The sequence below is a fragment of the Streptomyces flaveus genome, from assembly GCF_014647675.1.
Classification (GTDB): Bacteria; Actinomycetota; Actinomycetes; order Streptomycetales; family Streptomycetaceae; genus Streptomyces; species Streptomyces flaveus.
Window position 1 is genome coordinate 717,709 of sequence record NZ_BMPQ01000002.1, and the last position, 19,712, is coordinate 737,420.

At 71.4% G+C, this 19,712-nt stretch carries 20 protein-coding genes; 6 read left to right on the plus strand and 14 right to left on the minus strand.

Annotated elements, in window-relative coordinates; translation table 11 throughout:
- Nucleotides 1–6: 6 nt before the first annotated feature.
- Together IEZ21_RS06565 and IEZ21_RS06570 are read right to left on the minus strand one after the other, a co-directional pair.
- Nucleotides 7–474, minus strand: a complete 468-nt coding sequence (locus IEZ21_RS06565; protein WP_189320877.1) for a hypothetical protein — start codon at nucleotides 472–474, stop codon at nucleotides 7–9.
- A complete protein-coding gene (locus IEZ21_RS06570) occupies nucleotides 471–1,061 on the minus strand; it encodes an ArsR family transcriptional regulator (RefSeq protein WP_189320878.1) in 591 nt (196 codons plus the stop codon). Before IEZ21_RS06570 ends, IEZ21_RS06565 begins: the two co-directional genes overlap by 4 nt.
- 227 nt (nucleotides 1,062–1,288) lie before the next feature.
- Between IEZ21_RS06570 and IEZ21_RS06575 the strand changes: the two genes are divergently transcribed.
- From IEZ21_RS06575 to IEZ21_RS06600, 6 genes are all read left to right on the plus strand, one after another.
- The gene (locus tag IEZ21_RS06575; RefSeq protein WP_189320879.1) at nucleotides 1,289–1,555 is read left to right on the plus strand and encodes a type II toxin-antitoxin system prevent-host-death family antitoxin; all 267 of its coding nucleotides are present in this window, start codon (nucleotides 1,289–1,291) and stop codon (nucleotides 1,553–1,555) included.
- A gap of 151 nt (nucleotides 1,556–1,706) precedes the next feature.
- Nucleotides 1,707–1,940 carry a type II toxin-antitoxin system VapB family antitoxin gene (locus tag IEZ21_RS06580; protein WP_189320880.1) on the plus strand — a complete coding sequence of 78 codons (234 nt, stop codon included), beginning with the start codon at nucleotides 1,707–1,709 and terminating at the stop codon, nucleotides 1,938–1,940.
- A 58-nt stretch (nucleotides 1,941–1,998) separates the two neighbouring features.
- A complete protein-coding gene (locus IEZ21_RS06585) occupies nucleotides 1,999–2,466 on the plus strand; it encodes an SRPBCC family protein (protein ID WP_189320881.1) in 468 nt (155 codons plus the stop codon).
- A 556-nt stretch (nucleotides 2,467–3,022) separates the two neighbouring features.
- Nucleotides 3,023–3,859 carry a CPBP family intramembrane glutamic endopeptidase gene (locus IEZ21_RS06590; RefSeq protein ID WP_189320882.1) on the plus strand — a complete coding sequence of 279 codons (837 nt, stop codon included), beginning with the start codon at nucleotides 3,023–3,025 and terminating at the stop codon, nucleotides 3,857–3,859.
- A complete protein-coding gene (locus IEZ21_RS06595; RefSeq protein WP_189320883.1) occupies nucleotides 3,856–5,022 on the plus strand; it encodes a sensor histidine kinase in 1,167 nt (388 codons plus the stop codon). The genes IEZ21_RS06590 and IEZ21_RS06595 overlap by 4 nt, the downstream gene beginning before the upstream one ends.
- On the plus strand, nucleotides 5,019–5,678 hold the full coding sequence (locus IEZ21_RS06600; RefSeq protein WP_189320884.1) for a response regulator: 660 nt from the start codon (nucleotides 5,019–5,021) through the stop codon (nucleotides 5,676–5,678). Before IEZ21_RS06595 ends, IEZ21_RS06600 begins: the two co-directional genes overlap by 4 nt.
- Before the next feature lie 40 nt (nucleotides 5,679–5,718).
- Here the strand turns inward: IEZ21_RS06600 and IEZ21_RS06605 are convergent, their stop codons facing one another.
- The 12 genes from IEZ21_RS06605 to IEZ21_RS06660 all read right to left on the minus strand — a co-directional run bounded on the left by IEZ21_RS06605 (nucleotide 5,719) and on the right by IEZ21_RS06660 (nucleotide 19,646).
- Nucleotides 5,719–7,329, minus strand: coding sequence for a sensor histidine kinase (locus IEZ21_RS06605; protein WP_189320885.1), 1,611 nt, complete (start codon nucleotides 7,327–7,329; stop codon nucleotides 5,719–5,721).
- A gap of 94 nt (nucleotides 7,330–7,423) precedes the next feature.
- The gene (locus IEZ21_RS06610) at nucleotides 7,424–8,626 is read right to left on the minus strand and encodes an RNA-guided endonuclease InsQ/TnpB family protein (RefSeq protein ID WP_213089267.1); all 1,203 of its coding nucleotides are present in this window, start codon (nucleotides 8,624–8,626) and stop codon (nucleotides 7,424–7,426) included.
- Nucleotides 8,627–8,796: 170 nt separating this feature from the next.
- Nucleotides 8,797–10,419 (minus strand): MFS transporter, encoded by a 1,623-nt coding sequence (locus IEZ21_RS06615; RefSeq protein ID WP_189320887.1) that lies wholly within the window; start codon nucleotides 10,417–10,419, stop codon nucleotides 8,797–8,799.
- Nucleotides 10,416–11,831 (minus strand): nitrosuccinate lyase, encoded by a 1,416-nt coding sequence (locus tag IEZ21_RS06620; protein WP_189320888.1) that lies wholly within the window; start codon nucleotides 11,829–11,831, stop codon nucleotides 10,416–10,418. Before IEZ21_RS06620 ends, IEZ21_RS06615 begins: the two co-directional genes overlap by 4 nt.
- A 5-nt stretch (nucleotides 11,832–11,836) precedes the next feature.
- On the minus strand, nucleotides 11,837–13,840 hold the full coding sequence (locus IEZ21_RS06625) for an FAD/NAD(P)-binding protein (protein WP_189320889.1): 2,004 nt from the start codon (nucleotides 13,838–13,840) through the stop codon (nucleotides 11,837–11,839).
- On the minus strand, nucleotides 13,837–14,763 hold the full coding sequence (avaA7, locus tag IEZ21_RS06630; protein WP_189320890.1) for a 3-diazoavenalumate denitrifying reductase: 927 nt from the start codon (nucleotides 14,761–14,763) through the stop codon (nucleotides 13,837–13,839). Before avaA7 ends, IEZ21_RS06625 begins: the two co-directional genes overlap by 4 nt.
- Nucleotides 14,764–14,766: 3 nt before the next feature.
- Nucleotides 14,767–15,333 carry a hypothetical protein gene (locus IEZ21_RS06635; protein WP_189320891.1) on the minus strand — a complete coding sequence of 189 codons (567 nt, stop codon included), beginning with the start codon at nucleotides 15,331–15,333 and terminating at the stop codon, nucleotides 14,767–14,769.
- Nucleotides 15,330–17,009 carry a 3-aminoavenalumate diazotase gene (gene avaA6, locus IEZ21_RS06640; protein ID WP_189320892.1) on the minus strand — a complete coding sequence of 560 codons (1,680 nt, stop codon included), beginning with the start codon at nucleotides 17,007–17,009 and terminating at the stop codon, nucleotides 15,330–15,332. The genes IEZ21_RS06635 and avaA6 overlap by 4 nt, the downstream gene beginning before the upstream one ends.
- Nucleotides 16,996–17,844 carry a beta-ketoacyl-[acyl-carrier-protein] synthase family protein gene (locus IEZ21_RS06645; RefSeq protein WP_189320893.1) on the minus strand — a complete coding sequence of 283 codons (849 nt, stop codon included), beginning with the start codon at nucleotides 17,842–17,844 and terminating at the stop codon, nucleotides 16,996–16,998. Before IEZ21_RS06645 ends, avaA6 begins: the two co-directional genes overlap by 14 nt.
- Entirely contained in the window at nucleotides 17,841–19,073 is a 1,233-nt protein-coding gene (locus IEZ21_RS06650) for a beta-ketoacyl-[acyl-carrier-protein] synthase family protein (protein WP_189320894.1), read from the minus strand. The genes IEZ21_RS06645 and IEZ21_RS06650 overlap by 4 nt, the downstream gene beginning before the upstream one ends.
- The gene (locus tag IEZ21_RS06655) at nucleotides 19,063–19,374 is read right to left on the minus strand and encodes a hypothetical protein (protein ID WP_033328120.1); all 312 of its coding nucleotides are present in this window, start codon (nucleotides 19,372–19,374) and stop codon (nucleotides 19,063–19,065) included. The genes IEZ21_RS06650 and IEZ21_RS06655 overlap by 11 nt, the downstream gene beginning before the upstream one ends.
- The gene (locus tag IEZ21_RS06660; protein WP_245685624.1) at nucleotides 19,371–19,646 is read right to left on the minus strand and encodes an acyl carrier protein; all 276 of its coding nucleotides are present in this window, start codon (nucleotides 19,644–19,646) and stop codon (nucleotides 19,371–19,373) included. The genes IEZ21_RS06655 and IEZ21_RS06660 overlap by 4 nt, the downstream gene beginning before the upstream one ends.
- Between the last annotated feature and the right edge of the window lie 66 nt (nucleotides 19,647–19,712).

The window sequence follows — 19,712 nt, forward strand, 5'->3', positions numbered from 1 at the left end:
TGGGCCTCAATAGCGCGGCATGTTCGGGATCGCCTTCTCGGCGAGCTCGATGAGCGCCTCGACCTTCTTCAAGTCGGCGGCAACCTCCTCGGGCGTCACGGACGGAGCCTCCGACGACCGGTACTCGACTTCGTTGCGCCGCGCCCGCATGCGGTTGAAGGGACGCAGTATGGACCCGAGCGGCGGGTCGAGCTGCGCCCGCACGGCCTCATAGATAACCGTATGCCCGCCCCGACTGGTGGCACGTAGCCCCTGATTCTGCAGTACCGCGGCCAGCGCTCTGCGCGCGGCGTCATAGGCGAGCGTGTACGCACCCTCCGGGTCCGTGGCCGACAGCTGCCGTGCGGAGCCGATATGCGTACGGGCCCGGACCAGTTCCGCTTCGGCGGCCTGCCGGGAAGCGGGTACGCGTTCAAGCTCGCCACTGCCGATGAGCGAGTCGACCGTCGATCGCCCTTGATTCCAACGCGTCACTGCGCCTCCGGGGCAAGGTTCAACTGGACCAGCGGACGTTCGCGAACGCTGGTGAGGAACGGATCGTCCGTGCGGGCCTCCCACGCCTCGGCAGGCACCCGATGGACGTTGACCTCACGATGGAGCCGGCGGGACACCGCCTCGGCAAGGTCGAAGAGCGCGTCGGCATCGGGATCGCCCACAACGAGGACGTCCACATCAGCGGGCGGCGGCCCTGGCTCGCCGCTGTATCGGGCGGCCCAAGAGCCGTAGATGTAGGCCCGCTGGGCGCCTTCGAGTTCCGCCAACGCCTCGGTGAGCAAGGGCATCGGGCCGAAGGAGACGGCCATGAGGTCGCTCAGCGGACGGTAGAGCGGGGTATCGGTACGAGCCCTGACGAGGCGGCTGCGCCCCACGCGCCGATCGGTCAGGATGCCACCGCCGGTCAGCCGGTCGACCTCGCGCAGGACAGCCGTAGGCGTCACTCCGAGATCAGCGGCCAGCTCGGTGAGGCTGTACTCGCGTTCCGGATGCAGGAGCACGAGCGCGAGTAGCTCGCCTTGCATACGGGATCGGAGGATGGGGAGCAGGACCGGCGAAACTTTCATTGGGCGCAGGATATCATGCGCCCAATGAAAAATAACAACCAGTAGCGAACTGCTCACCCTGACAATCCGGCGGGATTGACATCACGACGAACCTGGCGCTGACCATTCCGTTGGGCGACGCACATCTCCCGGATCGGGCCGCCGGTCGGCGCCGGTGTCCAGCCGCGCGGTGATCAACACGGTGTCCGGCGACGTGTACACAGGGGACACGCGGCACACTTGAGCGCGTGACGCAGCCACTGTTCAGGGAGTCCATCCGAGACCGCGCGCACCTGGCCGCGGTCGTGGAGCGGACCGAGCACGACGACGTGCCCACAGTGATCGCACGCCGAGGCAAGGAGGTGGCCGCGGTGGTGTCCATCCAGGTGCTTCGGCAGTACCAGGAATGGGAAGAGCGCGAGATCAACCGGATCATCGACGAGCGCACGGCGAACCCGTCGGCCGGTATCCCCATCGAAGACGTCATGAGGGAGACGCTGTCGCGCAGCCAGTGAGTACCGCACCACTTCCGGCCCGAGGCTCACGCCAAACTCCCGAAGATCCCTCGGGCCATCTCCCCCTCGGCCCCCAACACCACCACACTCGTGTCGCAACCCGAGACCATAGATCGGTGCTGGATTTGGATATGCAGACGAGGAGTGTCGCATGGGCAAGACGCTGATCGAGATCGATGAAGAGTCACTGGCCGTGGCGCAGGAGGCGTGCGGCACCAAGACGAAGAAGGACACCGTCAACCGCGCCCTGCGCGAGGTCAGCGACCGGGTCAAGCGCCACGAGGCCCGCATGGCGGCCGAACATATCGCCGCCGCAGCCCTGGACCTCGAGGACCTGACGGACAAGGCTGTCTACCGCCCTGGCCGTACTGCCGGCGACGACTAGGAACAGGCTGCGCGAGTGGCCACCACAAGGCAGGCACCGCCCCTCCTAGAATCGAGCCATGGACAGAACCGACCGCGCCAGCAGGGTGATCGCGGCACCACCGGCGACTGTCTACGGCGCCCTCCTCGACCGGGATTCCATCGAGGCCTGGCTGCCGCCGGACGGCATGCGCGGGCGGGTCGAGCGGTGGGACCCCCGGCCCGGTGGCGGGTTCCGGATGGCCCTCACCTACCTCGACGCCTCCGACAGCCCCGGCAAGACTTCGGATGCGACGGATGTCGTCGACGTCGGGTTCGCCGATCTGGTGCCACCGGAGCGCGTGGTGCAGCGGGCGGTGTTCGAGGCTGACGACCCGTCGTACGCAGGCACCATGACGATGACCTGGCACCTCGCTGCCAACGGTGACGGAACCGAGGTGACCGTCACCGCCACGGACGTGCCACCCGGCATCGACCAAGCGGCCCACGAGGCCGGGATCGCCTCCTCGCTGGCCAACCTGGCGTCGTATGTCGAAGGGGCCGACTGACCCAGGCAGGCGAGGTGCCGCTCGCACCCTGCGCGCGCCGGGTGCGGCTTTACCGCCCTGGCCACAGCCGACCCTGCCTCCGCCCTCGTCGCGGCCCGCATCACTGCGGTGCGGAGCTGGCACGGCCATGAGCCAACCTGATTAGGTAACGCGACGCACCACCTGATCAGGTTTTCCATGGAACGGAGCGCTTCTTGCAGATCCCCGCCAAACCGAAGCGGGTGGTCCACCGCGAGCGCGAATGGGCGACGCGGGCCTTTCACGGGCAGCCGGCGCGTGATGCGGCAGGCGGTGAAGCGTTCGCCCGGTGGTTCGTCCATCCAGCAGGCATCCGGCGACGGGACCGGAACGTGCGGCCAGGGCGGCGCGAGGGCCGAGCTGTCAGGGATTCGGCGGTTTCCCCATAAGGGGCGGCGGCAGGCCGGCCCGTGGGATCTGTCCCCCGTGCGAGCTACGCGCAGGTGTCCACCGAGTGGTGACGATTCCGGGCCGTCGGATCCATAGCTTTCTGCACAGCCCGCGGCACTCCGGTCGCGGATCTGGCGTAGGAGTTCTCATGAGGCTGGTCTGGCAACTCGTGGCCGTCGCGGCGGTCGCTTTCCTCGGTGGTCAGGGGCTTGCCGCGGCGGAGGACAAACCGTGGCTCCAGCTGGCCGTCGGCGTCCCGACAGCCGTGCTCGCGGTGCTTGTCTACGGGTGGGTGGTACGGCGGACCGAGCGCCGCCCGTCCACGGAGGTGGCCCTGGAAGGTGCCCCGGCCGCGACAGTCCGCGGAACGCTGATCGGCGCCGCGCTGTTCGGGGCCGTCATGGTGAACCTCTTCACCTCCGGGTACTACGAGGTCGACGGCCTGGGCTCGGTGACGGGCGCGGTGGGGCTGTTCGGCTTCATGGCCGCCGCCGCGGTGACGGAGGAACTGATGTTCCGCGGCGTCCTGTTCCGCATCACCGAAGAACGCATCGGCACATGGATCGCGCTGGTGCTGACCGGTGCGCTGTTCGGCCTGTCGCACCTGCTCAATCCGGACGCCAGCCTGTGGGGCGCCACCGCCATCGCCATCGAGGCCGGCGGCATGCTCACCGCCGCGTACGTCGCCACCCGCAAGCTGTGGGTACCGATCGGCCTGCACTTCGGCTGGAACTTCGCCGCGTCCGGCATCTTCAGCACCGAGGTCTCGGGCAACGACACCCCCCAGGGACTGCTGGACTCCGCGACGTCGGGCCCGGCGCTGCTCACCGGCGGCGACTTCGGCCCGGAGGGAAGTGTGTACTCGGTGCTGTTCTGCGTACTGACGACGATCGCGTTCATGTGGCTGGCCTACCGGCGTGGCCATGTGGTGCCCCGCCGCCGGCGCGCCGAGCGGATCGACGCCACCGCTAAACTCCCCCGATGATCAGCCTTCGACGGGTCCCGGATCGGTGGCGCCGGTCCGACGTCACGGTCCGAGATCTCCCGCTCGGGGTACTGTGCCTCGCCGCATCGCTCCTGCCGGCGTTCCACACCCACGGGACACAGCTCGGCGGCGTGCCGGCCCGTCCCTTCGACGCGCTGGCCGTCGTGGCGATCGCCCTCGAATGCCTCCCGCTCGCCGTGCGCCGGCGGTGGCCGGTCGTCTGTCTCGCCCTGGTGTCGCTCGGCTTCGCCGTCGACCAGCTCCGCGGCTACCACTCGCTCGCGGGCACCGCGCTGCCCATCGCGCTGCTGAGCGTGGGGTCCCATTTGGAACGGCACCGGCGTACCACCGCGCTTCTCTTCTCCGTGGTGTACGTGCCGCTGGCGGTCGCGCTCTCCCGGCTCGGTTCGGGCGAGCCGCTGAGCGGGTTCGTGATGTTCTACCTGGCGCTGGTCCTCGCGTGGGGCATCGGGTCATGGCTGCGCTCCACCCGGGTCGCGGAGGCCGAACGCCGCCGCCGTATCGCCGAGGACACCCGTACCGCCGAACGCACTCGCATCGCCCGCGAGCTCCACGACGTCGTGACCCATCACGTGACGGCGATGGTCGTGCAGGCCGAGGCAGCGCGCTACCTGACCGCCGCGCCCGATCGCCTCGACCAGACCCTGACCGCCGTCACCGACACCGGCCGGCGGGCCATCACCGACCTGCGGCACCTGCTCGACCTGCTCAACCCCGACCACGGCAACGACCACCAGGCCGAGGCCAGGACACCGGCCGTCGGCCGACTGCTCACGCTCGTGGAGCAGACGCGCCGGGCCGGGCAGCCGGTGGATTTCACCGAGGAGGGCACGCCGCCGGAGTCGACCGGCAGCGCCGAACTCGTGGCCTACCGGGTCGTGCAGGAGGCCCTGACCAACGCCCTCAAATACGCTCACGGCAGCCGCACTTCGGTCCAGGTGCGCCATGCCGAAAGGGAGATCACCGTGGAGGTCAGTACGGACGGTTCCGGCTCGCAGGCCGCCTCCCCCGGCGGCAGCGGGCGGGGCCTGGCCGGTCTCCGCGAACGGGTCGACGTCCTGGGCGGCGACTTCAGCGTGGGCCGGCAGACGGCCGGTGGCTTCGTCGTACGGGCGCGTATACCTGCGGGGAGCCCGTCGTGACCGCGCCGATCCGGGTCCTGGTCTGTGACGACCAGGTGCTGATCCGCACCGGGCTGGTGACGATCATCGACGCTCAGCCCGACCTCGAGGTGGTCGGCGAGTGCGGAGACGGGCAGGCCGCGGTCGACCTCGCCGGCCAAGTGCACCCGGACGTCGTGGTGATGGACGTACGCATGCCGGTACTCGACGGCATCGAGGCCACCCGCCTGCTGGCCGGTGCGGGAGTGCCGCGCCCCGTCAAGGTGCTCGTGGTGACCACGTTCAACCTGGACGAGTACGTCTACGAAGCGCTGCGCGCGGGGGCCAGCGGCTTCCTGCTCAAGGACGCACCGCCGGCCCAACTGCTGCACGGCATCCGGACCGTGGGCACGGGAGCGGCACTGCTCGACCCCGAGGTGACACGCCGGCTCGTGGGCAGGTACGCCGCCCGTATCCGGCCCGCCGAGGGCGCCCCGAACGACATCCCGCTGACCCCGCGCGAGCTGGAGGTCCTTCGCCTCATCGCCGACGGCCTCTCCAACAGCGAAATCGCCGCAGCTCTCGTGATCAGCCCGGAGACGGTCAAGACCTTCGTGTCCCGCATCCTCACCAAACTGAACCTTCGGGACCGCGTCCAGGCGGTTGTCTATGCCTACCGCCAAGGCCTGGTCACCTGAACCGTCCCGGCTTCACCAGCGCCACGAGATCGCCGTCCCGCTAGGGATGCAGCGGCAGCAGCATGCGAAAGGTGGCGCCCGCGCCAGGGGTCGTGTTGATCTCCATCCGGCCGTGGTGGGCTGTCACCAGGGAATCGACGATCGAGAGGCCGAGGCCCGCTCCGCCTCCCTCGGCTCGGCCTCGGGCGTTGTCCGCGCGGTAGAAGCGGTCGAATGCACGGGCGGCCTGTTCGAGTGACATTCCTGGGCCTTCGTCGGACAACTCCAGGACCGCCAGGCCGTCCTGGGCGCCGACGCCGATCCGTACCGGGGTGCCGGGCGGGGTGTGGGCGATGGCGTTGCCGACGAGGTTGGAGGTCACCTGTCGCAGTCGCGCTTCGTCGCCGAGGACCGGTGCGCCGCCGGGCGGGCCTCCACCCGGGCCGGTGAGGGAGACCGGGCGGCCGGGGTTGAGCGCGCGCAGGTCGTGCAGGGCGTCGGCGGCCAGGGTGCGCAGGTCCATGGGGGTGAGCCGGAGGGGCAGGTCCGCACCGGCGGCGTCCTCGTCGAGGCGAGCGAGCAGCAGCAGGTCCTCCACCAGCCGGACGAGCCGGGCTGCTTCCCGCTCGATGCGGCTCATCGCGGCGTCGACGTCGGTGCGTTCGGGCATGCCGCCCATCCGGTACAGCTCGGTGAAGCCCTTGATGCCGAAGAGAGGGGTACGCAGTTCATGGCTGGCGTCCGCGGTGAAGCGGCGCATGCGTTCGGCGGTGGCGGCCCGCGCGGCGTCGCCTGCTTCGATCCGGTCCAGCATGCCGTTGAGCGCGGCGGACAGGCGGCCCAGCTCGGTTCGCGTCGAGGCCGGCTTCGGGACGCGACGGGAGAGGTCGCCGGCCGCGATGGCCGCGGCTGTCGTCTCGATCCGGCGCAGCGGACGCAGCCCGGCGCGTACGGCGAACCACCCGACCCCGCCGAGCAGCGCGAGCACCAGGGAGTCGATCACGAGCACCCGGACGCCGAGCTGACGGATCGTCGCGTCCACCTGGGCGAGTGAACCGGCGACGACAACGCTTCCGCCCTGGACGGCCCCTGCCCGCTGCTCCTGTCGCTCACCGTCCGGCGCGGTCACGGATACGACGATCACTCGCCAGGCAGCGCCGCCGTTCTCGGCCGGGGCTTCGAAGGGATGTCCGCTGCGTGCGTCGACCGCCGCCGCGTCGAGCGTCGGCAGCTCGGGTGCGCTGGCGGTAGCCGGCCGAAGGACTCGCTGTACGCGCCCGTCCGAGTCGAGGTAGGCCAGATGGACGTCTCCCGTCAGCTCTCGTTCCACGGTGTCCCGCACCTGTGGCGCCGTATCGCCGGGTGTGCCGGACAGGTCCGGCAGACGTGCCGCCACCCTGGCAGCGGTATGCAGCCGGCCGTCCAACTGGTGCACCAGGCTGCGCTGGAGCAAGGCGACGAGCAGCGCATTGCTGCCGAGCAGGGCCACTACGAGCAGCAGCAGGGAGATGATCACCAGTCGGCCGCGCAGCGAGAGCCGTCCGCCCGGACCGCGCAGCGAGAGCCGCCGGCCGGGGCCGCGCACCGGCGACGCGCTCACGGCCGCCTCCAGACCGGTCACCACCAGTCCGTCCGCACCATCCGTACGCACGTCCACGGCCGAGGCCAGCATCCGGTGCAGCGCGGCAGCCTCTGGACTGCGTACCAGGACCTCACGGTCGGAGTGCGCTTCGTTGACTTCTCCCCCTCCTGAAGGAGGGGGATTCTCACGGCTCGCGCCGTGGGGTTTTCTGCTTCGTCGCCGACCGCCCGCCCGGAGTACTCCGTTGAGGTCTTACACCAGCTCCACAGACAGACACCGCCAGCCCGGCGGCCAGAAGGTTCTTCGCGGCATTCACGTCCCGGTCGTGGGTCGTGCCGCAGTCGCACGTCCAGGTACGGACGTTGAGCGGCATCTTGTCCTGCAAGGTGCCGCAGGTGGAGCACAGTTTGGAGGAGGGGAACCACCGGTCGACGGCGATCACCTCACGCCCGTACCAGGCGGCCTTGTACTCCAGCATGCTCCGGAACTCCGACCAGGCCGCGTCGCTGATGGCGCGGGCCAGGCTCCGGTTCTTGACCATGTTGCGCACGGTCAGGTCCTCGATCACGATCGTTTGGTTTTCACGAACGAGTCGAGTGGTCAGCTTGTGCAGCCCGTCTCGCCTGCGGTCGGCGATCCGGGCGTGGATCCTGGCGACCTCGCGCCGGGCCTTGGCCCGGTTGGCGCCGTCGCCCTTGGCCTTGCGAGCGAGGCGGCGCTGAGCGAGCGCGAGCCGGGCGCGGTCCTTGCGCTCGTGCCTGGGGTTGGCGGCCTTCTCTCCGGTGGAGAGGGTCAGCAGGTGGTCCAGGCCGACATCCACCCCGACCGCGCCGTCGGTGGCCGGGAGCGGTTTGACCGTCGGGTCGTCGCACAGCAGGGAGACGAACCAGCGCCCCGCGCTGTCCTGCGACACGGTCACCGTGGACGGCTGCGACCCCTCCGGGAGCGGGCGCGACCACACAATGTCCAGCGGCTCGCTCATCTTCGCCAGGGTCAGGCGGCCGTCACGGAAGCGGAAACCGCTGGTGGTGTACTCGGCGGACTTCCGCGACTTCTTCCGCGACTTGAAACGCGGGTACTTGGCCCGCTTGCCGAAGAAGTTGGTGAACGCGGTCTGCAGGTGCCGCAGCGTCTGCTGCAACGGCACTGACGACACGTCGTTGAGGAACGCCAGTTCCCCGGTCTTCTTCCACGCCGTCAGCATCGCCGAGGTGGCGTTGTAGTTGACCCGCTCCTGCCGCGCCCACGCCTCCGTACGGGCGGCGAGGGCGAGGTTGTAGACCTTGCGGACGCAGCCGAACGTGCGCGACAGCTCTGCTGCCTGCGTATCGGTCGGATGGAAGCGGTACTTGAACGCCCGCTTCACGCACGTCGTGGTCACGCTCACAAACTAGCGGGGCTGGGGCTTAAGCTCAAACCTGCGGGTCAGAGCACTGCGATCCGCCCTGGCGGCGAATCTCAGCCCCTTGCCCTGCTCCGCAGGAGTCCGTTTCCTCCCCCGCCTGAAGGCGCGGGTATCCACGGAGGAATCAGATGATGGGTCAGCGCCCCGGTAGGTCACCGTGCCCCGGTCCCCCGCCCTTGTTCCTGTGCTTTCCCCGCTTCCGATGTTCCCGTCCCGCTGTTCCCGTTGTTCCCGCTGCTGAAGTCCCGCGCGCGCAACCCGACGACGCACACGGCGAACCCGACGAGGGCCAGTACGGCGGTCCAGAACGTGGCCGCGTACATCGCGTCGAGGAAGGCGCGGTCGGCCGTGGCCGCCAGTTCCGGCAGGCGCAGCGAGCCGGCCAGCGAGCGTGCCGCCTCGGCCGAGGTCCGGGCCTGCTCTTCGGCGCCCGCCGTCAACCCCTGTGCGTCACCGGGCAGTTCGGCGTCCGCCATCCGCGCCCGGTACACCCCGGAGAGGACCGAGCCTGCCATCGCCACCCCGAGCGTCCCGCCCACCTGCCGTGTGACGCTGTTGACGGCCGATCCGGCGCCCGCGAGATGCGGCGGCACCCCGCTCATCATCACGGCCGTGACCGGCGTACCGACCAGACCCATCCCGAACCCCTGCACCCACAGCAGCGCGGCGACGGTCAGGATGGGGGTCTGTCCGTCGAACCACAGATAACCGACGTACGTCGCGGCCGTGGCCAGGACTCCGGCCGCGACCGTCCACCGGGCCGACAGCAGTCGGCTCATCGCCGGGGAGGCCTGGCTGCCCAGGACGATGCCGACCGCGGCGGCGATCATCACGGTTCCGGCGTCGGCGGGGGAAAGGCCGCGGGGCCCCTGGAGATAGAAGGCCGCGTAGAACAGATGCCCGGCCAGCGCCATGAACGCGATCAGCAGCACCACACTCCCGGCAGTGAACCCGGGCTGCCGGAACAGCCGTAGGTCCAGGCTGGGGGCCGGGGACCTGCGCTGACCGGCCACGAAGGCGGTGAGCAGTGCGCCGCCCAGGAGGAGGGGGAGGAGGACGTGCGGGCCGTACCAGGTCCGTCCGTTGCCGAGCTCGATGATCCCGTAGACCACGCCGCCGAGACCGAGCACCGAGAGGCCCATACCCGGCAGATCGAGCACCCGGCGCCGGGGACCTTTCAGTTCGGGTACGACGGCCACCACCCCGGCCAGACACAGGGCCACGATCGGCACGTTGACCAGGAACACCGAACCCCACCAGAAGTGGCTGAGCAGCGCCCCGCCCACGACCGGGCCGACGGCTACGCCCAGACCGCTGGACGAGCTCCAGATCGCGATCGCCCGGGTGCGTTTCTCCTCCGGAGTGCTCTGCACGATGACCGACAGGGTCGCGGGCATCAGCAGCGCACTGCCCGCGCCCATGAAGGCCCGCGCCACGATCAGCCAGGCCGGGCTCCCGGCGAACGCCCCGGCGCCGGAGGCCGCGCCGAACAGTGCCAGACCGGCGATGAGGGTGGTACGGGGGCCGAAACGGTCGGCCAGCGCGCCGCCCGCGAAGAGGGTGCCGGCGAAGACCAGGGTGTAGGCGCTCGCCACCCACTCCAGTTCGGCGGGGCTCGCGCCCAGGCCCTCGTCCGGGTCGGCGAGGGTGGTGACGGCGACGTTGAGGACCGAGGTGTCCAGCCAGATCAGCATCTGGGCGCAGACCACGACCACCAGGACGGGCCACGACCGGGACGGCGCGGCCTTCTCTTCCGTCGGGCTCACGGTGCTCATCGGATGCCTCCGCCGTCCGTGGTGTCGCCGAGGTGCCCGTAGCCGCGCAGCGCCCGGTCGACCAGCGCGTCGGCGGCACCCGTGTAGCGGGCCGGGTCGAGCAGTTCGGACAGCTGGTCGGGGGTGAACCGGGCCGTCACCTCGGGATGGCCGGACAGCACCTCGCCGATCGTGCGCCCGGTGTCGGCGGCCTCGGCCGAGGCGGCGGTCAGCAGTTTCTTCGCCCGTACCTTGCCGAGCACCGGGGCTAGCGCCACCGTCAGCCGTTCGGTGACGATGGCGCCGCCGGTCAGTTCGAGATTGGCGAGCATCCGTTCGGGGTGGACGATCAGCCCCTCCGCGAGTTCGACGGCCGTGTGTGTGGCCCCGCCCGCCAGCCGCAGCGCCTCCCGCAGCGGCTGCCACTCCGCGTGCCACGCCCCGGCGGGCCGCTCGTCCTCGGCGAGCATGCACTGCGCCAGTACGAGGGCATGGGCGGGCACTTGACGGGCCGCCGCCACGATCAGCGTGGCGAGCGCGGGGTTCCGCTTCTGCGGCATCGCCGAAGATGCGCCGCGTCCCGCGGCTGCGGGCTCGGACACCTCGCCGATCTCGGTACGGGACAGCGTCTGCACATCGAGCGCGAACTTCCCGAGCGCTCCGGTGACCAGCTGGAGCACCGCGCCCAGTTCGGCGATCGGAGTGCGCACGGTGTGCCACGGCAGCACCGGTTCGGCCAGCCCCAGTGCCTCGGCGAAGGGGGCGAGCAGTTCCACGCCGCCCTCACCCGCCCCGCCGTCCAAGGCCGCGTACTCGCGGTACGCGGCCAGCGTGCCTGCCGCGCCGCCGAGTTGGGCCGGCAGCGCGGACGCGACCGTACGGACCCGGGCCAGGGCGTCGGCGACGAGTTGGAGCCAGCCCGCTGCCTTGAGGCCGAGGGTGGTGGGCACCGCGTGCTGGGCCAGGGTGCGCCCGGCCAGGACGGTGTGGCGGTGGGTGTCGGCCAGCGCGGCCAGGGCGGCGCCGGTGCGTTCCAGGTCGGCGGCGATCAGGCCGAGCACTCTGCGGGCGATCAGCATGGCCGCCGAGTCGAGGATGTCCTGGCTGGTCGACCCGCGGTGCACGTACTCGGCGGCTGCCACGTCCCTGGCGGCGACCACCTCGGTGAAGGCGCTCACCAGCGCGACGACCGGGTTGGCCGCGGCCCGGGCCGCATGGGCCAGGGCGACCAGGTCGAGGCGGTCCGCGTGGGCCACCGAGGCGATCGCCTCCACCGCCGCGGCGGGCGTCAGCCCGACGGCGTGCTGGGCCCGGGCCAGCGCCACTTCGGCGTCCAGCATCGCCTGCAGCCATGCCTCGTCGGTCACCTCGGCCGCGACGGGCGTGCCCGCCCAGGTCGGGGCGAGCAGGCCCGCGTCGGTGCCCACAGACATCCCGTTCACGCTCTTCGGCCCCCTGCGCCTGGTGTCTGACGTACGGTCAAAGTGCTTGCGGACAGCGGCAGTTCTTTCCCCGCCAGCCGCAGAGCCGCCCGTGCGATCGCGTCCGAGTCCTCCAGCGTCACCGAGCCGACGCCCGGCCTGATGCCGACCGCCGTCACCCAGCGCACGCCCTCCGTCGGCACCCCGAAGGCGAACCGGCGCGGATGCGCCCGGCCCGCCGCGTCCACAAGCCGGGGCGGGCTCCCTGTCACAGCGAGTCCACCCGTCTCCCAGCCGGTCAGCCGGTACGGGCCGCACTGGCCGGCCGTCAGCAGCCCCCGCAGCAGCGGATTCGTGCTCCGCCGCAGATCGACAACGGGCAACCGCGCCTCGACCAGTGCGCTCACCAGTACCGGAGGCGCGGACACCAGCTCCGCGTCCACGAGGAAACCGCCTTCGCGTGCCGAGGGCCGCACCCGCATCCGCGGACCGACCATGTGCAGCACTTCGGCCTCGATCAGCGCGATCAGCTGCTCGATCCGGAAGGCAGGCGGACCGATCGAGGTGAACGCGTTCAACGGCGTGTACCAGCCGTCCAGTTCGGCACGGTACGACTCACCGGAGACACCGCCGTGGTCGACCACCAGCCGGATCTCGTTGCGCAGATCCCGCAGGGCGTCCAGCGCGGCCTTCAGCGGCCCGCTCACATTGCCCAGCCGGGCCTCGGCGACATCCCGCCGCAGGTGGTCCAGCAGCCAGCGCCGGAAGTCGTCCCGGCCGGCGAAGGTCCGCTCGCCGTACGGACGCTCGATCCGCTGCCAGTCCCACCGCTCACCGGGCGGCACCGCGTACCGGTCGAGCAGGGCCGCTTCCCCGGCCCCGGCAGGACTGGCCCCGGCAAGACAGGACCGTACGAACTCATCGGCGGCCCCGGGCCCGTGGGCGGCCAGGATCCACGCCTCGTAGTAGACGGTGCGGACCTCCCGGTCGATCAACGGCCAGATGTCACGGCGAAAGGTGACGGGCTGCCCGCCGTCCGCCGGCCGCCGCAGCGCGGCGATGACCTCCGGGGTCAGGAACCGGGGATGGTGGCGGCCGAGTGCGCCCTTCTCGTTCTCGCCCCGGGCGTGGTACGGCACACCGCGCCGCGAACCGGCGTACAGGACCGGCTCGTTGCCGCTCGGGAGGTACACGAGTCCGGACTGGCTCTCCTTGAACGTGCCTCCGCGGCCCTCGGTGAGCAGCGCCAGTTGGTCGAAGAAGTTCAGCCCAAGACCGCGCAGAGCCACCCGCGTGCCCGGCGGGATGCCGCTCAGATCGGCGTCGGCCGGGTTGGCGGGACCCACATGGGCCAGGCCGTGCCGGTCGGCGAAGGAGCGCAGCTCCCGTTCCTCCTGGCTCGGGGTCAGCTCCCCGTGGCCGAGGGCCAGGACCACCGCGTCCATCCCGGACAGCAGGCCGCCGTCCTCCAGTGTCACCGTCTGCCGCCCGTCCGGGGCGTCGTCCAGCGCGACCGCGGTCGCCCGGTGCGTGTGGACCGTCACTCGGGGAGTGGCGGTGCGCAGAAGGTGCCGGAACACCCACTTCAGGTAGTGGCCGTGGAATGCCCGGGTCGGGTAGGTGTCCGGGCCGAGCCGCCGCGCCTCGTCCAGGACCCGGTCCGGGCAGCCCTCGGCGAACGCTCCCTGGCTGACCATGCGCGCCCACTCGTACAGGCTGGGCCCCGGCACCGACGGCCCCACGCAGTCCACGCTGTCGTCGGTGAACAGGGTCACCTGGGAGGCGACCGTGTTCATCAGCAGCTCGTCCGGCTGATCGGTACGCCACACCGCGCCCGCGCCGGGCGGGTACGGGTCGACGAGGTGGACCAAGACCGGACGGGTGGTCCCGGAGGTGCCGTCGGCGTTGGCGCAGATCCGCTCCAGGACCGAGAGCCCGCGTGGACCGGCACCGATCACACAGATGACGAGGGCGTCACCGGGCCCGCTCTGTGCCGGCCCGGTCAGTCCTGGCTCGGTCATTCCCCGCCCAGCCCGTCGCGCCAGCTCGGCCGCAGCGGCTTCCAGCCCAGCGCCGCACGGGCCCGGTCGTTGGCCGCGCCGCGCGCCGCGGTGAGTTGGTGGGCCATGAACCAGCCGAGCAGCCGGGGCGCCATCGCCGCCGGGACCGTGCGCGGGGGCGGGCCGCCCAGCGCGCGGGCGTAGAGCGGCAGCCACTGCGCGGCCGGGGCCGGGTCGTCGTCCGTCACGTGGAAGACCCCGGTGGCATCCGACTCCACGGCCGCCACCGCTGCCCCCGCGGCATCCTCCACATGCAGGAACGACATGATCCCGGAGCCGCCCTCGGGCAGCGGAAGCTTCCCGGCCAGCACCCGCTGCCCGGTCCCGCCGTCACGGGCGTATGCGGTCCCGGCGCCGTACAGCGTGCCGTACCGCAACACCGCGCCCGCGAGATCCGGGCCGCCGCCCAGGACCAGCCGCTCCAGCTCGGCGACGGCCCGTACGGTGGCGGCCCAGCCGGGGTCGGGGGCGTCCACGTACAGAGGCGCTTCCTCGTCGAGGACCGGATCCCCGGCCGGTGCGGCGGCGAAGGCGATGGACTGCGCGACCAGCCGCCGCGCACCGGCCGCCCGGGCCGCCGCGACCAGGTTGGCGGTGCCCTCGGTACGCAGCCGCGCGGTCAGCGCGAAGGCCCCCGCGGGGTCGTCGCGCAGCAGCCGCAGCGCCGACATCTGGTGGACGACCACCTCGGGCCTGGCGGCCGACACCGCCGACAGCAGGGCCTGACGGTCGAGGGCGTCGGCGGCCACGACCGCGTCCGCCTCCGGGGCCCCGGCCCGGGACTCCTCACGTACCAGCGCGCTCACCTGGTGTCCTCGCGCCCGCAGCGCGCCCACCAGCGGATGTCCGACCACTCCGGTGGCCCCGGCGACCAGCACCCGCACGGCTCAGCCCTCCCCGCCAGAAGCGACAGGAGTAGCGACAGGAGTGGCGACCCGCATCAGCAGGCGGCACGCCTTGTCCCCGTCCCGCAGACAGCTCTCGGCCCGGTTCTCCGTCAGGGTCACGCCGAGTCCCTCGGACCAGCCCGCGTGGATATCGGTGCACGGGCACTGGTAGCCCTCCAGCGAACCGGACATGCGCACCATGGTGATGGCGAAGTTCCGCCGCAGGGTGAGCACGATCAGGTCGTCGCCCTCCACCTCGGTGGAGGCGTTGCGCAGTTCCGGCGGGAACATGCGGTCCCCGCAGTCGTCGTAGCGGCGGCGCAGCTCCTCCAGGTCCTTGCCGCTGTCGCCGGTGCCGGGGAGCGGGCCGCTCCGGCGTGCGACCTGCTGCGCGACCTTGAGGGCGACCTTGCGCATCGCCTCGGCGTTGATCTCGTTCGCGGCCTGCTGCCCGAACCGCGCGGCCACTCCCTGGTACCAGTTGGCGTCGTGCTGCCACCACAGCCGGTACGCCTCCGACGCCCGGGCGCGGTGGTTGACTTCGCCGGCACCCGTTTCCGTACTCATGCGAGCTCCTTGGCGGCGAAGCGGTCGCGCATCACGCGTTTCAGAACCTTGCCGGTGGCGCCCTTGGCCACGTCGTCGGACTTCATCGGCACGGCCCGGGTCACCGGAGGGAAACCGGCGCCCGACAGGACCGCGTTGACCCGCCCGGTCCACGCCTCGTCGCCGTCTTTGTCGTCGGCGCCGTCGTGCGTGAGCTGGAGCAGCGCGTACGCCTCGGCCTCTCCGTCGCCGTCCCAGTCGGCTCGTACGCCGGCCGGGGCGACCCCGACGACGGTGCAGTCGGCCAGTTCGGGCAGCTCCCGCAGCAGCAGTTCCTCGGTGCGGGTGCTGAACAGGATTCCGTCGCGGGTCCGGATGGCGTCGGTCGCCCTGTCCAGGTGGTAGAAGTTGCCTTCCTCGTCCTGGTAGGCGAGGTCCCCGGGAAGCCAGTAGCCGCCCAACCGCATCCGGTTCCAGGTCAGCGAGTCGTTCCAGTAACCGGGCGTGATCGTCGGCGACTTCAGGCCGAGGCGGCCGATCTCCCCGGGCGGCAGCGGGGTGCCGTCCTCGGCGAGCACGGCGGCCTCGGCGAAGCTGAACGGCTTGCCGATGCAGCGCGAGTACGCGGAGGTGTCCTTGGTGTGCCGGTTGTGGAAGATCGAGTGGCCGACCTCGGAGGAGCCGAGCCCGTCAATGAAGACGGAACCCTCGACCCGCCTGCGGCGCAGAACCCCGCCGTCCCTGCTGATCTCCTCGTGCTGGCCGTACCGCACCAGGGCCCGGATGTGCGCCTCGTGCGCCGCGTCGCCGGTGTTGAACCACACCTCGACACTGGACAGGTCACGGGCCGCCAGGTCCTCCCCGGCCATCTCACCGAAGGTTCCGGCGAAGGCCAGTACCGTGCTCGGCCGGAACTCCTCGATGGCGTCGAGCACTTCGGTGCCGCGCTGGCTGGAGAGCAGCTTGATGTCCGCGCGCAGCAGCAGGCAGTACAGGAGAGTCGCGATGGAGGCGTTGTGCGGTCCCGGCAGCGCCACCAGGGTGCGCGCCATGTCGGCTCCGGTGGAGTAGCGCAGCCGGTGCACCTGCGAGTACATCAGCGTCCGGTGGGTGTGCGGCACTCCCTTGGGCATACCGGTGGTTCCGGAGGAGTGCGAGATGATCACCGGGTCGCTGGGGTCGTGCCGGTACGGGTACGACTGCGGCAGCCGCCCGCGGAACTCCGGCCCGATCCCGTCGGCGGTCACGCAGAAGCCGAGCCCCGGCTCCGGGCCCGACAGCACGGAGTGGTGCTCGGCGTCCGTGAACGCGCCCACCGCACCCTGACGGCGCACGTACTCGCGGGCGATCTCGGGGCGCAGGTTGCCGTTGACGAGCGAGGGGATCGCGCCGAGAGACGTCAGGGCCAGGTAGTTCACCGCGTTCTCGGCACTGGAGTGGGAGTGCACGGCGACCGGGTCGCGGGGTGCCACGCCGTGGGCCGCGTACCAGCCCGCGTACGTCTCGACGGCCTCACAGAGCTGACGCAGCGTCAGCACCTCGGGCCGGCTGCCGTCCGGCGCCTGCCAGTTGCCGTCCGTCCGCAGCACGGGCTCGTCGAGCGGGCGGCCGTACGCCTTCAGGCGCTCCAGGATGTTGCCGGCGCCGAGTTCGGTGTCGGAGCAGATCCGAGCCCGCTCCTGCCTACTGATGAGCATGGTTCTCCGTCTCGTTCCTTGCTTCGGCGCCAGCGGTGAGCATGAATGCGGGCGACCGGGGCTCGGTCACCAGGAGGTGGCTGCCGCCGTCCCGAAGCAGTCGCCGGTGGGCGGCGGCCAGGTCGAACAGGCCCTGGATGCTTCCGGGATGCCCGGCCGCCCCTGTGTCGTCGGCGTCGTACGCCTCGGCCGACCGGACCGACACCGGTACCGGTGCCTCGCCTCCGGGACGGCCCAGCAGCACCGCCGCCGCCAGGCCGGCGGTCGCGGGCAGGTCCGGGACCGGGCGGCCGCTGTCGGCGGCCAGTTCCCGGTACGCGGCGGCCAGACGCTCGCTGCCGCCCAGCTCCACGCCCAGTACCAGGACCCGGTCCAGCTCCGGGTCCTCCAGCAGCAGATCGGCCATGGCCAGCAGTTCGGCCAGCGGGTCGTCGAGGGCGGAGAGGCTGAACGTCTGCCCGGTGATCCCGAACTCCTGGCTCGTATAGCCCAGTACGGCATTGGCGGTGGCCTGCATGAACAGCAGCGGGTTGTGGACCCGCCCGGAGACCATGCGCCTACTGGCCAGGTCCGCCGTCGTGGTGTCCCCCATCAGGGTGGCCAGCACCACGGCGGTACGTGAGCCGTCCCCGGGCCGTTCGGTCAGGCACTGCCTGCTGACCTCGTACGCCAGCGGGCTGAAGACCGACTCCACGAAGCCGGGCAGTCGCGGCAGCGGGATGTCTGCGTTGGCCGTCTTACCTGTGGCGCCCTCGGACCGCCCGGTGCCGTGGGTCGCGGTGGCGGTCGCGAGGATGCCGAGGGGCGAGCGGAGTACCGTCTTCTCGGTCGTCATGGCCGCTCCAGCACGAGTGCGGTGTTGGCGCCCCCGAAGGCGGCGTTGATGGTGAGGGCCCGGCGCGGGTCGGCCTGGCGCGGCTGGTTCGGTACGTAGTCCAGGTCGCATTCGGGGTCCGGGCGGCCGTATCCGGCGGTCGGCGGCAGTACGCCGTCCATCAGGGCCAGCATCGTGATCACGAACTCCACGACGCCCGCCGCTTCCAGGAGGTGGCCGGTGGTGCTCTTGGTGGAGCTGACCGGTATCGACTCGGCCCGCTCCGGCAAGGCGGCTCGCAGCCCGCGGGTCTCGGCACCGTCGTTGTACTTGGTGCCGGTGCCGTGGGCGTTGACATAGCCGAGGATCGCGCCGTCCGGGTCGCCGGCGAGCCGCAGCGCCTGGCGTGCCGCGCGGGCCAGGCCGACTCCCTCCGGGTGTGGCTGGGCGATGTGGTGGGCGTCCGTGGCCGCGCCCCAGCCCGCGATGGTCGTCAGCGGCCGGGCACCGCGGCGCCGGGCGTGCTCGGCGGACTCCAGCACGACGGCCGCCACCCCGTCGCCCAACAGCAGCCCGCTGCGGTCGGCGCTGAACGGGCGCACCATGCCGTCGCGGGACAGTGCCCGGCCGGAGTCGAACTTGCCGAAGGTCTCCTCCTCCACCAGGTATCCGCCCGCGCAGACCGCCGTGTCGATCCGGCCGGAGGAGATCAGCCGGCACGCGTGGATGATCGCGGCGGCGGAGGCGACACAGGCATTGGTGAAGGTGAGCCGCGGCCCGGTGAGCCCGAGGCCGCCGGCCAGCAACTCGGCGAGGTGCGCGGGCACGGCGTCGGCGTACCGGGCTGTTGTGCCGTCCGCACCGCCTGGACCGTCCGCCCCGTCCGGGACGGACTCTGGAGACGGGGGCGGGGACGGGGAGTCGGCGGCGGTTCGCCAATAGCGGGTGACGCTGGTGTGGTCCCCGGCGACGCCGAGCAGTACCGCCGCCTCCGTGCCCGGGCTCAGGCCGGCCATGTCGAGGGCTTCCGCGCCGCACTGGGCGAGCGCGTGCCGCAGCGCCCAGTCCTCGACCGCGTCGGGCCCGTCCGGGGCGGCGGCCGCCATCGGTGTACGGTACGGGCCGGTGTCGAACCTCGTGGTGGGTCCGAACGAGGGGACTCCCGCGAAGACCCCGCGCCGGAGGGCCTCGGCACCCGTACCGAACGCGGTGCGTACGCCGAATCCGGTCACCGTCACCTCACCGCTCATCGCGGCCGCCCCCCTCCGCCCGGTCCGTCTGGGCGGCGCGCAGAAACCCAGTGAGCCGCCGGAGCGAGGTCAGCCCGGCGATGTCCTCGTCGGTGGGCTCCACGACCAGGCCGTAGCGCTCCTCCACCACGTGCAGCAGCCACACCAATCCGAGGGAGTCCAGGACCAGTTCGGCGTCCTCGCCGAGGTCGTCGGGCAGCCCGGGGAAGATCTTGCGGTCCGACAGCAGTTCCCGGACGGTGTCGGTGGTGATGGCGGACAGCGAGGAGTCCGCGTCGCTCGCCGTGGCTCCCGCGCTCATGCCTTCGCACCGCGTCGGACGACCTCGGCGACGAGTCCGCCGAGGGTCAGGGAGGCCAGCGGCTCGATGTCGGTGTCCGGGATCTCCACGCCGAACCGCGACTCCAGCCGCAGGGTGAGCTCGATCAGGCTCAGTGAGTCCACATCCAGCCCGCCGACGGTCACCGGGCTCTCGTCCGTGATGCCGTCGCGGCTCGTCAGGATGTTCATCTCGTCGATGACAGAGGTCAGGACGAACTCGCGGATCTCGTCTTCCAAGGTTGATGTACTCATGATCAGAATCTCCATTGAGGGGTTCACGTGAGTGAGTTGAGCCCCGAAGGGGCGCGGGGCTGTGAC

Coding starts and splice junctions, on each gene's coding strand:
- IEZ21_RS06570 (WP_189320878.1), bottom strand. CDS start 1,061: ATGAAAGTTTCGCCGGTCCTGCTCCCCATCCTCCGATCCCGTATGCAA.
- IEZ21_RS06580 (WP_189320880.1), top strand. CDS start 1,707: ATGGGCAAGACGCTGATCGAGATCGATGAAGAGTCACTGGCCGTGGCG.
- IEZ21_RS06585 (WP_189320881.1), top strand. CDS start 1,999: ATGGACAGAACCGACCGCGCCAGCAGGGTGATCGCGGCACCACCGGCG.
- IEZ21_RS06590 (WP_189320882.1), top strand. CDS start 3,023: ATGAGGCTGGTCTGGCAACTCGTGGCCGTCGCGGCGGTCGCTTTCCTC.
- IEZ21_RS06595 (WP_189320883.1), top strand. CDS start 3,856: ATGATCAGCCTTCGACGGGTCCCGGATCGGTGGCGCCGGTCCGACGTC.
- IEZ21_RS06605 (WP_189320885.1), bottom strand. CDS start 7,329: ATGCTGGCCTCGGCCGTGGACGTGCGTACGGATGGTGCGGACGGACTG.
- IEZ21_RS06615 (WP_189320887.1), bottom strand. CDS start 10,419: ATGAGCACCGTGAGCCCGACGGAAGAGAAGGCCGCGCCGTCCCGGTCG.
- IEZ21_RS06620 (WP_189320888.1), bottom strand. CDS start 11,831: ATGTCTGTGGGCACCGACGCGGGCCTGCTCGCCCCGACCTGGGCGGGC.
- IEZ21_RS06625 (WP_189320889.1), bottom strand. CDS start 13,840: ATGACCGAGCCAGGACTGACCGGGCCGGCACAGAGCGGGCCCGGTGAC.
- IEZ21_RS06635 (WP_189320891.1), bottom strand. CDS start 15,333: ATGAGTACGGAAACGGGTGCCGGCGAAGTCAACCACCGCGCCCGGGCG.
- avaA6 (WP_189320892.1), bottom strand. CDS start 17,009: ATGCTCATCAGTAGGCAGGAGCGGGCTCGGATCTGCTCCGACACCGAA.
- IEZ21_RS06645 (WP_189320893.1), bottom strand. CDS start 17,844: ATGACGACCGAGAAGACGGTACTCCGCTCGCCCCTCGGCATCCTCGCG.
- IEZ21_RS06650 (WP_189320894.1), bottom strand. CDS start 19,073: ATGAGCGGTGAGGTGACGGTGACCGGATTCGGCGTACGCACCGCGTTC.
- IEZ21_RS06655 (WP_033328120.1), bottom strand. CDS start 19,374: ATGAGCGCGGGAGCCACGGCGAGCGACGCGGACTCCTCGCTGTCCGCC.
- IEZ21_RS06660 (WP_245685624.1), bottom strand. CDS start 19,646: ATGAGTACATCAACCTTGGAAGACGAGATCCGCGAGTTCGTCCTGACC.